Here is a 15,266-nt window from a genome sequence, read left to right as displayed (position 1 = left end):
CTGCTTGCCGGCTGTGGTGGAGCCAAGGACCCCGGTCCGAGCATGTCGACCCTGACCACGGCCCTGAAGAGCGGCACGTTCACCGAGGTCGACTTCGTGGCCAAGACCGATCCCGCTGCCGTCGCGAGCGACTACCACGACCTCACCGGCAACCTGTTCGGGAAGCTCGGGGCGCCCGACGTGTCCGCGACCAAGCCCACCTTCACCGGCCACGGCACCGACAAGGCGAAGTCCACGCTCACCTGGGCGTGGGGTCTCCCGGGCGGCCGGTGGACCTACGAGTCGGAGGTCGAGCTCCGCAAGACCGGTGAGAACTGGGAGTTCGTCTGGGAGCCCACCGTCGTCGCGCCCACGCTCGCCGAAGGACGCAGCCTGCACGTCGAGACCGTCCCGCAGCAGCGTGGCGAGATCCTGAGCACGTCGGGCGAGACCCTCGTCGCCGACCGACCGGTCGTCACGGTGGGCATCGACAAGACGCTGATCGACCCGATCGCGGCGCCCGCTGCCGCCCGGGACGTCGCCGCGATCGTCGGCATCAACCCCAAGCGCTACGCCAAACGGGTCAGGGCAGCCGGGGACAAGGCGTTCGTCGAGGCGATCTCGATCCGCAAGGCGATGATGACGAAGTCCAAGGCTTCGAAGATCGGCCGGATCAAGGGCGCGGCGATGCTCAACCGGACCCTGCCGCTCGGCCCGACCAAGGAGTTCGCCTCGCCGGTCGTCGGCATCGTCGGCGAGGTGACGGCCGAGATGATGAAGAAGAAGCCCGGCACCTACCTCCCCGGTGACCTCGCCGGTCTCTCCGGACTGCAGGCCCGCTACGACGACCAGCTGCGCGGCAAGCCCGGGCTGCAGGTCTCGGTGCTCGGCGACGAGGGCGAGGTGCTCAAGAAGCTCTACAGCACCGATCCGGTCGACGGGAAGTCGCTGACCGTCACCCTCGACTCGCGGATGCAGAAGAGCGCCGAGAAGATCCTGAAGCAGGTCAAGCCCGAGAGCGCACTGGTCGCGATCCGGCCGAGCGACGGCGCCGTGCTGGTCGCCGCCAACGGCGCGGACAACAAGATGAACCTCGCCACCTACGGTCAGGCGGCACCGGGGTCGACCTTCAAGGCCGCGACCACGCTGGCGCTGCTGCGCAAGGGCCTCGACGCCGACAGCCGGGTCACCTGCCCCGCCAAGGCCACCGTCGACGGCAAGACGTTCAAGAACGACTCCTGGTACCCGAAGTCCGCGCTCGGGGAGATCACGCTCGCCCACGCCGTCGCCGAGTCCTGCAACACCGCCATGATCGGCGCGGCGAACGAGGTCGGCCACGCCGAGATCGCCTCGGCCGCCGCCTCCCTGGGCTTCGGCATCGACCGCGACGCCGGCTTCACCTCCTACTTCGGCCAGATCCCCGAGCCCGCGGGCGACACCGAGCACGCCGCCGACCTGATCGGACAGGGCAAGGTGCTCGCCTCGCCGCTCGTGATGGCCACCGTCATCGGGTCCATCCAGGCCGGTCACACCGTGGTCCCGAACCTCGTCCAGGGCCAGGCCGCCAAGCCGTCGGGCGTGGAGCCGTTGGCCGCCGACGAGGCCGCGGAGCTGCGTACGATCTTCCGGGGTGTGGTCACCGACGGCACCGGTCGCGGTCTGGCCGATGTGCCCGGCAAGCCGGTGATCGCCAAGACCGGCACGGCGGAGTTCGACCGCAACGGCAAACGGCTCACCCACACCTGGATGATCGCGGCACAGGGCGACCTCGCCGTCGCGGTCTACGTCGACGAGGGCGAGAACGGGGCGGCCACCTCGGGCCCGCTCGTGGAGGCGTTCCTGCGGATGGTCAACGAGCGCTGACCCGACCGAAATGCGTTGTGGCCCGGCCGTGAGGCCGGGCCACAATCGATTTCCCTCGGTGTCTCTCCACCGACGGGGGGAACAGTAGAGAGACTCAAGGGGCGAGCCTGGCGGCCTTTCGGCCGCGAGGCCCGGTCGAGGTTTGGAGTGCTCCCTCCCTACGTCGACGTGGATACATAACCAGACTTGTATCTGGCTGTCACGTTTATGCCCCTTTTCTACAGAGTTCTTGACCCAGTGTTGGCAAGCTGTGGGCCGATCACTGCTGGGCGCTGTCGGAGGGGATCTCCGCGATGCCGTTCTCGCTCGTCGTGGACGCGGCCTTGCGGAGCATCGACCCGAGGTCGACTCCGGTCGTCGTCTTGAGCATGTTGAGGGTCTGGACGACGTTGTCGTTGACCTGCTTCGGGATGGCGCCGGCACCCTCGGTGGAGAGCACGGTGAGGTTGTCGATGGCGCTGATCGGCGCGGCGACCTCCTTGGCGATCCGGGGCAGGACCTCGATCAGCATCTGCAGCACGGCGGCGTCGTTGTAGGACGCGAACGCCGCGGCGCGCTTGTCCATCGCCTCGGCCTCGGCCTGACCGACGGCCAGGGTGGCGGCAGCGCTCGCCTCGCCCTCGGCCCGGGTCGCCTCGGCACCGGCCAGACGCAGTGCCTTCTGCGCGTCACCGCGCTTGGCACCCTCGATGGCCTCGGCCTCGGCCAGCGCGGCACGACGGGCCTTCTCCGCCTCACCGGTGAGCCGGGCCTGCTCGGCGTCCGCCTCGGCCGCGGCGATGGTGGCCGCCTTGCGGGCCTCGGCGGCGGCGATCTCGGAGTTGCGGCGGCCCTCCGCCTCCTGCTCGACGCGGTAGCGCTCGGCGTCGGCGGGCTTGCGCACCTGGGTCTCGAGCTGGCGCTCGGTCAGCGCCGCCTGGCGTACGGCGACCTTCTCCTGCTCGGTGAGGATGGCCTGGTCGCGGTCGGCCTGGGCCAGCGGGCCGGCCGCGGCCGCGGTGGCGGCGGCCGCATCGGTCTCGGCCTTGATCTCGGCCTGCTTCAGGGCGAGCGCGCGCTGGGCGACCGCGATCTCCTCCTCCGCCTTGATCCGGGCCTGCTCGGCGGCTCGGCGAGCCTCGGCCTCGGCGATCGAGGCGGCCTGGGTGATGCGGGCGGCCTCGGGGCGACCCAGGTTGGTCAGGTAGGAGCCGTCGTCGGTGACGTCCTGGATCTGGAAGGTGTCCAGGATCAGGCCCTGACCGGTGAGCGACGACTCGGACTCGTCGGCGACCCGCTGCGCGAACGCGGCCCGGTCACGGATGATCTGCTCGACGGTGAGGCCACCGACGATCGACCGCAGCGCACCGGCGAGCACCTCCTGCGTGAACGGCTCGATCTCCTCCTGCTGGGAGAGGAACCGCTGCGCGGCCAGCCGGATCTGGTCGGCGTTGCCGCCCACCTTCACGATCGCGACTCCCTCGAGGTTGAGCTTGATGCCCTGACCCGAGACCGCGCCACGGATCTGCACCGAGATCCGGCGCGAGGAGAGGTCCATGACGGCCAGCTTCTGGACGAAGGGAACCACGAAGACACCGCCGCCGAGCACGACCTTCTGGCCCGACAGGTCGGTGGTGAGCTGACCGGTCTCCGGGTTGAGGACCGCCTTGCCCTTGCGGCCGGTGACGATGAAGGCCTGGTTGGGACCGGCGACCTTGTAGCGGCTGGTGACCAGCAGCAGGAGCAGGATGAAAAGTACGACAAGGCCGGCGATCGGCACCAGCAGTTCCATGGGGACCCCTTCAGGTCAGGAGGTGATCTCGCGCCACGTCGGCGCGACGGTGACTGCCGTCGGAGAGAGGACACCGGTCACGTGTACGGGGGTGCCGGGGGTGATGGCCGCGTCGAGGTCGGGAGCCTTGGCGTTGTAGGTCACCGTGTGGCCTCCGAGGGCGACCCGCACCACGCCGAACCCGCCGGCCGGGATCGTGGTGATCACCGCGGCGTCGAGCCCGACGGCGGCGTCGCCCGAAGGCGCCGCGTCGGTGTGCTCCTCCTTCAGCAGGCGGGTCAGCCACAGCGCGAACCAGGCGAAGAGCGCACCGCCCACGACTCCGATCCCGATGGCCGGGATCGTGCCGAGCGGGCCGACGGCGAGGGCGCCGCCGAACCCGAAGGCGGACACGAATCCGCCGATCGCGGCGGTCGAGAACCAGTCGGCATCGAGCGCGCCGCCGAGGAAGCCGTCGAGGAGATCGCCGATCACCAGCGACACCAGCAGGAGGCCCAGCCCGACGGCTCCGATGATCAGGAACGTCGTCACACAATCCTCCACACTGAGCAGCAGTCTATGGCGGACTGTATCCACCGACCTCCTGCTCTGTCCGCGCTTTTATCGGCCTAGTCGAAGCTCCAGAGAAGAAGCTCGGTCGGTACGCCGGCACTGACCGTGAACTCCGGCGGCAGGTCCTCGCCGGCGGTGATCTCGAAGGCGTCCCCGGCAGTCAGCGGCTCGGCCATCCCGCTGCGCAGCAGAGCGCCGGAAGCGATGTGGAGATGGCGGAGTCGAGCCTCCGGGAGGGTGATCTCGGCGGGGCCGTCGCTGCCGACGCGGCCGACCCGGAGCGACCCCGCGTCCAGGCGGACCGCCTCGACCCACTCGCCCTCGACCGGTGTGACGTCGTGGACGGCGTACGCCGGCTCGCCGGTGCTGCCGGTGACCCAGACCTGGATGAAGCGGGTGCCGGAGGCGGTGGCGAACTCGGAGTGGTCGACGCCGTCGCCGGTGGTGAACACGGCGACCTGGCCGGGGGACACCGTTCCGGTGGCGCCGGTCGAGTCGGTGTGGGTCACCTCGCCGGAGAGTGGCCAGGTGACGATCGTGACCCCGGCATGGTGGTGGTTCTCGAATCCCTCACCGTTGCGCAGCAGGTGCTCGTCGTAGGTCACGATCGGGCCGAAGCCGACCCTGCTGGGGTCGTAGTGGGGTCCGAAGGAGTAGGTGTGCCAGGTAATTTTTCCTGGCCTGAGGCCGGGTGGACGTTCCGTGAATCGGGCGGTTCCTCGGCGGATCTGGGCAGTCACAGTCATGATTGTGCCGTGGCGTTTCCCAAGTTCCCGACTGGCTTCGTGTTCGGCACTGCAGACGCCACCCGGCCGGGGGGCGAGCAGGATGTTGCGCTGCTCATGCGTCTCGGTGCGCCGGGATACCGGTTCGCGGTCTCCTGGCGTGAGCTCCAGCCGGGTGGGCGCGGTGTCTTCGATCCCGATGCCCGCGCTCGCTACGACCGCCTGGTCGACGAGCTGCTCGAGGCCGGCCTGCGCCCGTCGGCCACGCTCTACGCCGGCGAGCTGCCCGAGCCGCTGGCCGCCGACGGTGGCTGGCTCAACCGCGCCACCGTCGATGCCTTCGGTGAGTACGCCCAGACGGTCGCGGACCTGATCGGCGACCGGGTCCCAGAGTGGGTGCCGGTCCAGGATCCCAACGTGGCCGGCTACCTCGGCTACGGCCTCGGCACGATAGCGCCCGGTCGCCGCGCCGGCTGGGGTGTCGTCGCGGCGATGCACCACCTGCTCCTGGCTCACGGCCGCGGCGTGCAGGTGCTGCGCGCCGCCGGGGTCGCGTCCGTCGGGTGCGCCAACCACCACGAGCCGATCTGGCCGCTCTCCGAGGATCCCGCCGACGTCGGTGCCGCCAAGCTCATCGACCTGGCCTGGAACGCGGTGCCCCTCGAGGCGATGCTGCTGGGCCGCTACCCCCGTGACCTCGCCGGTCTCGCCGACGACGTCGTGATGCCGGGCGACATGGCCGTGATTCGCTCGCCCCTGGACTTCTACGGAGTCAACTTCTTCGCTCCGCAGCGCATCGGCGCCTCGGCCGAGGGTGACGAGATCCCGTTCCGGATGGTGCCGCTCGTCGGCTACCCCGCCACCGACACCGGCTGGGGCGTGGTGCCGACCGCCCTGCGGGAGTGGCTGATCATCACCCGATCCCGTTATCGCGCCGCGATGCCGCCGATCGTGGTGACCGAGTGCGGTGCTGCGTACGACGCTCCGGTGGTGGACGGCGAGGTCGACGACCAGGCCCGGATCGACTACCTCGAGGCCCACCTGGAGGCGGTCTCGGCCGCGATCGAGCGTGGCGTCGACGTCCGCGGCTTCTACGCCTACACCCTGCTCGACCGCGACGGCTGGGAGGCGCCGTTCACCGGCAAGGACTGGGAGGACGGCGTGGGCGGGAAATACGGGTTGGTGCACGTCGACGCCGCCGGGGTGCGTACGCCGAAGCGCTCCTTCGGGTGGTACGCCGAGATGGTCGCCGCCCACGCCGAAGGCGCGCCCACGGGCTAGAACGCCAGCTTCTCGCCGATCGCCCTGATCGCGTCCAGGTCGCCCGGGTGCGGCACCCAGGGGAGCGTGAGCGAGTCCTTGGACTTGTCGGTGTAGCGCGGGATCACGTGGAAGTGCAGGTGGAAAACCGTCTGCCACGCCGCCGGTCCGCAGTTGTTGAGTACGTTGACCCCGTCGGCCTGCAGCACGTCGACCGCCCGCCTCGCGACCGCCTGGGCGGCCTTCGCGGTCGAGGCGAAGACCACCGGGTCGGCCTCCAGGACGTCCTTGGTGTGCGTTTTCGGCACCACCACCGTGTGTCCAACGGCTGCGGGCGCGATGTCCATGAAGGCGTACGTCTCGTCGTCCTCGTAGACCTTCGTCGACGGGATGTTGCCCGCGACGATGTTGCAGAACAGGCAGTCGGGATCGCTCATGTGCCGAGGCTATCGGGTCACAGACCCGCGGCGACCTCGGTTCCCTGCTTGATCGCGCGCTTCGCGTCGAGCTCGGCCGCGACGTCGGCGCCACCGATCAGGTGCCAGTTTTCTTTTGCGCCCTTCCGGTCCGACTCGTCCTCTGGCCAGAGATTGCGCACCGACTCCTGGCCGGCGCAGAGGATCACGTGGTCGACCTCGAGCGTGTGCGGCTCGCCGTCGACGGCGTAGTGGAGCGTGACCGAGTCGTCGCCGGCCTCGATCTTGTCGTAGGTCGCCCCGCGGACCTGCTTGACGCCGTCCTGCTTGAGGTGGGCGCGGTGCGCCCAGCCGGAGGTCTTGCCGAGGCCGATGCCGATCGGGGTGGACTTGCGCTGGAGCAGGGTCACCTGGCGGGCGGGGGCCTCGAGGACGGGGGTGGTGAGGCCGCCGCGGAAGGTCGCCGGGTCACCGACGCCCCAGCGGGCCTTCCACTCGTCGAGCGTCTCGGGCTGGTGGGTCAGCCAGGCCGACACGTCGACGCCGATGCCGCCGGCGCCGATCACCGCGACCCGGCGGCCCGGGACGACCCGGCCGGCGAGCACGTCGGCGTACGTCACCACCCGGTCGTCCTCGGAGCCGGCGATCTGCGGGAGCCGCGGGGTGACGCCGGTGGAGACGATGACGTGGTCGAACGGCTCCAGGTCGGCGGTGGTGGCCTCGGTGTCGAGACGTACGTCGACGCCCAGCACCTCCAGGCGCCGGCCGAAGTAGCGCAGCGTGTCCTTGAAGTCCTCCTTGCCCGGCACCGCCATCGCGAGGCGGAACTGGCCACCGATCTGCGGGGACTTCTCGAACAGGGTCACGGCGAAGCCGCGCTCGGCGGCCGAGGTGGCGGCGGCGAGGCCGGCCGGACCGGCGCCGACGACGGCCACGGTCTGCTTGAGCTTGGTCGGGGAGAGCACCAGGGTCGTCTCGCGCGCGGCGCGCGGGTTGACCAGGCAGGAGGCCGCCTTGTTGGAGAAGGCGTGGTCCAGGCAGGCCTGGTTGCAGGCGATGCAGGTGTTGATCTCGTCGGTGCGGCCCTCGGCGGTCTTCTTGGCGAACTCCGGGTCGGCCAGCAGCGGGCGAGCCATCGAGACCAGGTCGGCCTTGCCCTCGGCGATCGCCGACTCGGCGAGCTCGGGGGTGTTGATCCGGTTGGAGGCGCAGACCGGGATGTCCACCTCGGCCTTCAACCGCGCGGTCATGTCCAGCCAGGCGCCGCGCGGGACCTGGGTGATGATCGTAGGAACCCGGGCCTCGTGCCAGCCGATGCCGGTGTTGAACACCGAGACGCCCGCGTCCTGGAGGGCGTAGGCGAGGTCGATCGTCTCCTCCCAGGTCTGGCCGTCCTCGACCAGGTCGAGGATCGAGAGCCGGAAGATGATCGGGAAGTCGTCACCGACCAGCTCCCGCGAGCGCCGCACGATCTCGACCGGGAACCGCATCCGGTTCGCCGCCGTGCCGCCCCAGCGGTCTTCGCGCTGGTTGGTCCGCTCGGCGAGGAACTGGTTGATCAGGTAGCCCTCCGACCCCATGATCTCCACGGCGTCGTAGCCGGCCTTCTTCGCCAGCGAGATGCTCTTGGCGAAGTCGGACACGGTCGCGTCGACGGCCTTGTCGGAGAGGGCGGCCGGCTTGAACGGGTTGATCGGCGCCTTGACGGCCGAGGCGCTGACCGAGAACGGCGTGTAGGCGTAGCGGCCCGCGTGCAGCACCTGCATCGCGATCGCGCCGCCCTCCTCGTGCACCGCGCTGGTCACCCGGCGGTGCTGGGCGGCGTGCAGCCGGGAGCTCATCTCGCTCGCGAACGGCTTGAGCCAGCCGCGCTTGTTGGGTGCGTAGCCGCCGGTGATGATCAGCCCGGTGCCGCCGCGTGCGCGCTCGGCGAAGTAGGCCGCCAGCTTGGGGATGTCCCACGCGTGGTCCTCGAGGCCGGTGTGCATCGACCCCATCACCACGCGGTTGCGCAGGGTGAGCGACCCGATCGTGAGCGGGGAGAGCAGGGATTCGTACGCCATGGACGTATGCTACTCATGAGTAATAAGAAGCGGCCAGTGCCCGTTCCATTTAGCATTCCGCACATGCGCACTCGCCTTACTCCCCTTCTCGTCGCTCCGCTCGCTCTCGCCGCCGTCCTGACCGCGTGCGGAAGCGAGGGCGACACCAGCGCCGAGGGCGGCGCTCCCGCCTCGTGCGAAGCCGCCGACCTGCCGCTCAAGCAGGACGGCAAGCTGACCATCGGCACCGACTCCCCGGCGTACGAGCCGTGGTTCTCGGGGGACGACCCGAGCAACGGCAAGGGCTTCGAGTCGGCGGTCGCCTATGCCGTCGCCGATCAGCTCGGGTTCGCGAAGGACGACGTCGTCTGGGTCAAGCAGGCGTTCAACACCTCCTACACGCCGGGCGAGAAGAAGTTCGACTTCGACATCAACCAGATCTCGATCACCCCCGAGCGGGCGGGTGTCGTCGACTTCTCGAAGGGCTACTACACGGCCTCGCAGGCGGTCGTGACGATGGAGGAGGACGCGGCCGAGGCGGCGTCGCTGGCCGATCTGAAGGGCCTCCAGCTCGGCGCCCAGACCGCGACCACGTCGCTCACCGCGATCCGCGAGGACGTGCAGCCGACCAAGGACCCGCTGGTCTTCGACACCAGTGACCAGGCCAAGCAGGCGCTGCTCAACGGCCAGGTCGACGCGCTCGTCTTCGACCTGCCCACGGCGTTCTACATCACCGCCGCCGAGATCGAGGGCAGCACGATCACCGGGCAGTTCGAGGGCAGCGAGAAGCCGGAAGAGTTCGGCCTGCTGACCGAGAAGGACAGCGGCCTGGCGCCGTGCCTCGACGAGGCCCTGACCGCGCTCGAGGAGGACGGCACCCTCGCCGCGCTCGAGAAGGAGTGGCTCTCCGACGTCGTCTCCGTGCCGGTCTTGAAGTGACCTGGGCGCCCAGCGAGCGGGAGCTCGAGAGGCAGGCCGTACGCCGGCGGCTGAAGCTCCAGCAGATCGTCGTCGCCACCGTGGTGACGGCCGTGGTGGCGGTCGGTCTGGGGCTGCTGGTGGTCTCCTCGCCGGGGTGGGACCGGGTCCGGGACTACTTCCTGAGCTGGTCGCACGCACGTGACTCGTTCGCGGCGATCGCCGAGGGGTTCTGGATCAACATCCGGATCTTCCTGGTCGCCGAGCCGTGCGTGCTCGTCCTCGGTGCGCTCGTCGCCATCGCCCGCCAGACCACCTCCCCTTGGTTGGCGCCGCTGCGACTCCTGGCGATCGGCTACACCGATCTGTTCCGCGGGGTGCCCTCGATCATGGTCGTGGTCATCTGCGGCATCGGGATCCCGGCGCTGGGCCTGGCCGGGGTGACCAGCTCGCTGTTCTGGTTGACCACGTTCGCCCTGGTGCTCTGCTACGGGGCCTACGTCGCGGAGGTCTTCCGTGCCGGCATCCTGGCGATCCATCCCACCCAGATCGCCTCGGCCGAGGCGCTGGCGCTGACCCGGGCCCAGACCATGCGCTTCGTGGTCCTCCCGCAGGCCGTACGCCGCGTCGTACCGCCGCTCATGAACGACCTCGTCTCGCTGCAGAAGGACACCGCGCTGATCTCGGCGGTGGGTGTCTTCGAGGCGCTGCGGGCGGCTCAGGACTATCAGGGCTACAACTTCAACGGCACCCCGCTGCTGGTCGCCGCGGCGTACTTCCTCGTCGTCGCGGTCCCGCTCACCCGGCTCACCGACTGGCTGATGCGGCGACAGATCGAGAAGGAGCAGGGTCGATGACGGCATCGATGTCGGGGCTGCTGGAGGCCCGGGGGCTGCGCAAGGCCTACCGAGGGAAGGTCGTGCTCGACGGTCTGGACCTGGTGGTGGCCGAGCACGACGTGGTCTGCCTGATCGGCGCCTCCGGGTCGGGGAAGTCGACCCTGCTGCGCTGCCTGAACCTGCTCGAGACGATCGACGACGGGGTCATCACCTTCGACGGCCGGGAGATCTCCGATCCGCTCGTCGACCCGCGCTCGGTGCGCCGTGAGATCGGGATGGTCTTCCAGGCGTACAACCTCTTCCCACATCTCTCGGTCCTCGACAACTGCACGCTGGCGCAGGTGCGCGTCCACGGCGTTCGTCCGGACGAGGCGGCCGACCGGGCCCGGGAGTTGCTGGCCCGGTTCGGTCTCGCCGACAAGGCCGACGCCCATCCCGACGCCTTGTCCGGAGGTCAGCAGCAGCGGGTCGCGCTGGTGCGGGCGATGTGCACCCGGCCGCGCCTGCTGCTCCTCGACGAGATCACCGCCGCCCTCGACCCCGAGCTCGTCGGTGAGGTGCTGGAGATCGTCCGGGCCGAGGCGGAGGCAGGCACGACCCTCGTCCTCGCCACCCACGAGATGTCCTTCGCCCGCGAGGTCGCCACCAAGGTCTGCTTCCTGGACGGCGGTCGGGTCTTGGAGCAGGGGCCGCCGGAGCAGCTCTTCGGAGACCCGGTCGAGGAGCGCACCCGCGCCTTCCTGGCTCGCGTCCGCTCCTGACCGCGGGGCGATATCCGTTCCTTTTACTAGACGATGACACCTTGTCATCGTCTAGTAAAAGGAACGGATCCGACCTTGCGGCGGCAGACCGAAGAGGCGGTTTCCACAGAGTTATCCACAGGATCTTGAATTCCGTCGCCCCCGACGGCCAGCCCTCCTACCGTCCCTGTGCATGGAGGTCACCACGCGCGAGGCGATACGTCGGATCTGTGAGCTGCACATGATCGGTAAGGTCGAGGCGAACCGGGTCCTGGTCGCCGGCCTGGCCGGCCCCGGGCAGAAGGTCGGCAGCGCGATCCTCTACGACGAGCGAAGGCTCGCTGCGCTGCTCGCCCGACCGCGCTGCACGGACAAGACACTGGACGCGGTTCGCCCGCTCATCGTCCGGCTCGGTCGCGATCGCAGGTTCGACCTCTCGAAGACCTGGGGGAGCAGGCCGAGGTGGTGCGAGGGAACTGGTACGTGCCGTTCTTCCTCGGCGCGATGCTCGACCGTTGGGGCTGCCTGGACGGCCGGCGCTTCCCGCTGGTCGCGACGTTGGCCAGCTGGGTGGTGTTCGGTGCCCAGGTCGTCGGCCACACCTACGACGACGGCCCGCCGCCGGCGGCGAACCGCAGCACACCGCCGCGTACGTTCCAGGTCGAACCGCCGGGCGACTGGTTCGAGCCGATGAAGGAGACCTGGCTGCCGCTCGAGCACGGGCCGACGGTGACGGTCTGGGGTGCGCCGACGACGAACGGCCCGCTGCACGAGGTCGACTGGCTCAGGGCCGATGCCGAGAAGCAGAAGACGCAGATCGAGTACGAGATGTGGCGACGCTCCGCCCCTGCCCTGCGCGACGTCGCACAGGTCGGCCTGACCGATACCGAGGCGATCCTCCAGGCCTGGAACCGGATTGCCCCGCCACGTCCGGAGACCGGACGGGACGGGGCAGCACCGGTGGTCGAACCTGTCGAGACCGCCTGAGAGGAATCAGACAGCCGGGACCGGGAAGGTCGGGTACTCGACACCCGAGATCGACTGCACGGTGCGGACGACCTGGCAGGAGTAGCCGAACTCGTTGTCGTACCAGACGTAGAGGATCGCGGAGTCGCCGTCGACGATGGTCGCGTTGCCGTCGATGATCGAGGCGGCGCGCGAGCCGATGAAGTCGGAGGAGACCGCGTCGCGGGCGGTGGTGAAGTCCACCTGGCGACGCAGCTCGCCGGTCAGCGAGGCCTCACGGAGGTAGTCGACGACCTCTTCCTTCGAGGTCTCACCCTTGAGCGAGAGCGACAGGATCGCGATCGAGACGTCCGGGGTGGGGATGCGGATCGAGTTGCCGGTGATCTTCGCCTTCAGGTCCGGGAGTGCCTTGGCGACGGCAGAGGCCGCACCGGTCTCGGTGAGCACCAGGTTGAGCGGTGCGGAACGACCCCGGCGGTCGGCCTTGTGGTAGTTGTCGAGCAGGTTCTGGTCGTTGGTGAACGAGTGCACCGTCTCGACGTGACCGCGCACGATCCCGAAGCGGTCCTCCATCAGCTTCAGCGGCGGCACGATCGCGTTGGTCGTGCACGACGCGCAGGAGATGACCTTCTCGTCGCCGGTGAGGGTCTGGTGGTTGACGCCGTGGACGATGTTGGGGACGTCGCCCTTGCCCGGCGCGGTCAGCAGGACCTTCTTGATGCCCGGGCGCAGGTGCTGGGAGAGGCCCTCGCGGTCGCGCCACTTGCCGGTGTTGTCGATCAGGATGGCGTCCTTGATGCCGTACGCCGTGTAGTCGACCGTCGTCGGGTCGTTGGAGTAGATGAACTGGATCGGGTTGCCGTTGGCGATGAGCACGCCGTTCTTCTCGTCCACCGTGATGGTGCCGGCGAACTGACCGTGGATCGAGTCGCGGCGCAGCAGCGAGGCGCGCTTGATGAGGTCGTCCTCCCCGCCCTTGCGGACGACGACGGCCTTCAGGCGCAGGCCGTGGCGCGACCCGGCCTTCTCGACGAGGAGCCGGGCGACGAGGCGGCCGATCCGGCCGAAGCCGTAGAGCACGACGTCCTGGCCGCCGTTGCGCTCGAGCTTGTTGTCGCCGGTGGCGCCGGCGAGCTTCTCGGCGACGAAGTCGTCGACGGAGAGGCCGCGCTCGTCCTCGGCGTACTGGACCGCGAGCAGGCCCAGGTCGACCTTCGACGGACCGAGGTCCAGCTTGGCGACCGCCTGGAGCAGCGGGAACGTGTCGGTGACCGAGAGCTCCTCGCCCTCGATCTGGCGCGCGAACCGGTGCGCCTTCAGGATCGAGATGTCGGACTTGCTCACCAGCGACCGGCTGTGGACCAGGATGGTGACATCCTTCTCGCGGTAGAGCTTGCCGATGATCGGGATCATCGTCTCCGCGAGCTCCTCGCGGTGCTGCCAGTCGTTGAAGGTCTCGTCGGTGTCGCTCACAGCTCAACTTTCGGTTGCTCGGGAAGGCCTGGATCGGGCGGGGGACACACCCGGCCAGGCTCGATTATCGGCATCCCCAGAGCCCCGGCCACCTTGATCGATCCAACCAAGAACCGGTGGTCGAGCCTGTCGAGACCACCCAAGGAGGCGCAGTCGACGCTGTCGGTCCGCAACGACAGAATGCTCAGGGAGTGGCGGTCGCCGTCGGCTCCTCGGCCGGATCCTCGGTCGGCTCGACCGTCGCGGTCTCGGTCGGCTCGGCCGTCGGGGTCTCGGTGGCCGGCTCGCTGGCCGGATCGCTCGGGGCCGTCGCGGTCGGCTCCGGCGTCTCGGACGGCGTCGTGTCGCCGCCGGTGTCCGTGCCGCTGCTCGGAGCGACTTCGCCCTTGTCCTCCGCGTCCTCGTTGTCGGGCCGCTCGGCGAACTCGGAATCGTCCCCGGTCTCCACGGAGCCGCCGACCGGTGTGGTCGGCGCGGTGCTGCTCTCGCCGGTGGTCGGCTCGGCGGAGGGGGACACCTCGCCGACCTTCGGTGCGTCGTCCTGGCCGGGCAGGAGGCCGGGGTTGGCGGCGACGGCCACGCCGGCCGAGATCAGGACGACCGCCGCGGCGGCGAGGCCGGCCGTCTTCCAGCGACGCCCGGAGGGCTGCTGGGGCTCGGCGAACGTGGGGGCCTGGGTGGGCAGGTCGGCGGTGTCGGTGGGGCTCACCGGAGGCCGCGGACCACGGGCGATCCCGCCTCCGGTGAACGCCTGCGGCGACGGCGCGCCGATGGTGGTCTCCTGCTCCGAGGTGGCCGGGGCCGGCAGCAGGGTCCAGTCGCCGTTGGTGGCGAGGATGTCCGCGGCGGAGGGGCGCGCGGCGGGCGCTTCGGCCAAGCACGCGGCGACGAGCGGACGCAGGTAGACCGGGCACAGGCTCAGGTTGGGCGACTCACCCGTGAGGAGGTGTCCCATCGAGCCGATCTCGCCGCTGAACGGCCAGCGCCCGGTGGCGGCGACGAAGGCGACCAGACCGAGCGCCCAGATGTCGACGGCGCTGGAGAAGGTGCCGGTCTGGACCTGCTCGGGCGCCTGATAGCCGTAGGTGCCGACCGCCTTGCCGGTCTGGGTCAGCGCGGTGCCGTCGACGGAGCGGGCGATGCCCATGTCGATCACGCACGGATCGGTGGCGCCGTAGAGGATGTTGCCCGGCTTGATGTCGCGGTGGACCAGCCCGACGCGATGCACCGCGGCGAGCGCCTCGGCGACCCCGGCCACCAACTGGCGTACGTCGATCTCGGTCAGACGCTGGCCGGAGCTGACCAGCTTGCTGAGCGGTGGGTCGGCGACGTACTGACTCGCCATCCAGGGCTGTGCGGCGTCGGGGTCGGCGTCGAGAACGCGTGCGGTGAACCGGCTCTCCACCTTCTTCGCGGCCTCGATCTCCCGCTCGAACCGCGCGCGGAACCCCGGGTCGGAGGTGAGCTCGGGAAGGATCGCCTTCACCGCTGCCTTCATGCCCGACGCGTCCTCACCCAGATAGACGACGCCCATGCCGCCGTGGCCGAGGCGGCCGGTGAGCGCGTACGGACCCATCTCGCGGGGATCGTTCGCGGTCAGCGGGCTGACCGAGCTGATCGGGAGGGACTGGGGGGACGTGGGGATTTCCCGAGACAACTTCTCTGCTCCTGTGCACCGGCGAGTGTGTCTCGGAGCGTATCGGACTCCGCGCCGCGATCAGG

Annotated in this window: 13 protein-coding genes; 6 read left to right on the top strand and 7 right to left on the bottom strand. The window is 69.7% G+C overall.

The genetic code is table 11. The features are described 5' to 3' along the window. Positions 1-42: 42 nt before the first annotated feature. Positions 43-1,842: a penicillin-binding transpeptidase domain-containing protein gene (locus tag OG984_RS19615; RefSeq protein ID WP_328527877.1), complete on the top strand. Its 1,800-nt coding sequence runs from the start codon at positions 43-45 to the stop codon at positions 1,840-1,842. Between the two features lie 259 nt (positions 1,843-2,101). Here OG984_RS19615 and OG984_RS19610 read toward each other — a convergent pair whose 3' ends face one another. The 3 genes from OG984_RS19610 to OG984_RS19600 all read right to left on the bottom strand — a co-directional run bounded on the left by OG984_RS19610 (position 2,102) and on the right by OG984_RS19600 (position 4,905). Further along, positions 2,102-3,613: a flotillin family protein gene (locus tag OG984_RS19610; protein ID WP_328527876.1), complete on the bottom strand. Its 1,512-nt coding sequence runs from the start codon at positions 3,611-3,613 to the stop codon at positions 2,102-2,104. A gap of 15 nt (positions 3,614-3,628) precedes the next feature. Then, positions 3,629-4,144 (bottom strand): hypothetical protein, encoded by a 516-nt coding sequence (locus OG984_RS19605; protein WP_328527875.1) that lies wholly within the window; start codon positions 4,142-4,144, stop codon positions 3,629-3,631. Between the two features lie 77 nt (positions 4,145-4,221). Then, positions 4,222-4,905 carry a pirin family protein gene (locus OG984_RS19600; protein WP_328527874.1) on the bottom strand — a complete coding sequence of 228 codons (684 nt, stop codon included), beginning with the start codon at positions 4,903-4,905 and terminating at the stop codon, positions 4,222-4,224. A gap of 15 nt (positions 4,906-4,920) precedes the next feature. Here OG984_RS19600 and OG984_RS19595 point away from each other — a divergent pair, with 15 nt between their 5' ends. Next, the gene (locus tag OG984_RS19595; protein ID WP_328527873.1) at positions 4,921-6,171 is read left to right on the top strand and encodes a glycoside hydrolase family 1 protein; all 1,251 of its coding nucleotides are present in this window, start codon (positions 4,921-4,923) and stop codon (positions 6,169-6,171) included. Here the strand turns inward: OG984_RS19595 and OG984_RS19590 are convergent. After that, positions 6,168-6,587, bottom strand: a complete 420-nt coding sequence (locus OG984_RS19590; protein ID WP_328527872.1) for an HIT family protein — start codon at positions 6,585-6,587, stop codon at positions 6,168-6,170. The genes OG984_RS19595 and OG984_RS19590 overlap by 4 nt on opposite strands. Before the next feature lie 17 nt (positions 6,588-6,604). Next, positions 6,605-8,629, bottom strand: coding sequence for an NADPH-dependent 2,4-dienoyl-CoA reductase (locus tag OG984_RS19585; protein ID WP_328527871.1), 2,025 nt, complete (start codon positions 8,627-8,629; stop codon positions 6,605-6,607). 63 nt (positions 8,630-8,692) lie between these two features. Here OG984_RS19585 and OG984_RS19580 point away from each other — a divergent pair, with 63 nt between their 5' ends. From OG984_RS19580 to OG984_RS19565, 4 genes are all read left to right on the top strand, one after another. Continuing rightward, positions 8,693-9,547 (top strand): ABC transporter substrate-binding protein, encoded by an 855-nt coding sequence (locus tag OG984_RS19580; RefSeq protein ID WP_328527870.1) that lies wholly within the window; start codon positions 8,693-8,695, stop codon positions 9,545-9,547. Next, positions 9,544-10,383: an amino acid ABC transporter permease gene (locus OG984_RS19575; protein ID WP_328527869.1), complete on the top strand. Its 840-nt coding sequence runs from the start codon at positions 9,544-9,546 to the stop codon at positions 10,381-10,383. The genes OG984_RS19580 and OG984_RS19575 overlap by 4 nt, the downstream gene beginning before the upstream one ends. Beyond that, positions 10,380-11,126, top strand: coding sequence for an amino acid ABC transporter ATP-binding protein (locus OG984_RS19570; RefSeq protein WP_442940908.1), 747 nt, complete (start codon positions 10,380-10,382; stop codon positions 11,124-11,126). The genes OG984_RS19575 and OG984_RS19570 overlap by 4 nt, the downstream gene beginning before the upstream one ends. Before the next feature lie 441 nt (positions 11,127-11,567). After that, on the top strand, positions 11,568-12,092 hold the full coding sequence (locus OG984_RS19565) for a hypothetical protein (RefSeq protein ID WP_328527868.1): 525 nt from the start codon (positions 11,568-11,570) through the stop codon (positions 12,090-12,092). Between the two features lie 6 nt (positions 12,093-12,098). Here the strand turns inward: OG984_RS19565 and OG984_RS19560 are convergent, their stop codons facing one another. Beyond that, a complete protein-coding gene (locus tag OG984_RS19560; protein ID WP_328527867.1) occupies positions 12,099-13,544 on the bottom strand; it encodes a glyceraldehyde-3-phosphate dehydrogenase in 1,446 nt (481 codons plus the stop codon). Between the two features lie 184 nt (positions 13,545-13,728). After that, positions 13,729-15,201 (bottom strand): protein kinase domain-containing protein, encoded by a 1,473-nt coding sequence (locus OG984_RS19555; protein WP_328527866.1) that lies wholly within the window; start codon positions 15,199-15,201, stop codon positions 13,729-13,731. Between the last annotated feature and the right edge of the window lie 65 nt (positions 15,202-15,266).

Source organism: Nocardioides sp. NBC_00368, from assembly GCF_036090055.1.
Taxonomy (GTDB): domain Bacteria; phylum Actinomycetota; class Actinomycetes; order Propionibacteriales; family Nocardioidaceae; genus Nocardioides.
This window is presented reverse-complemented; position numbering and strand designations above follow the sequence as displayed.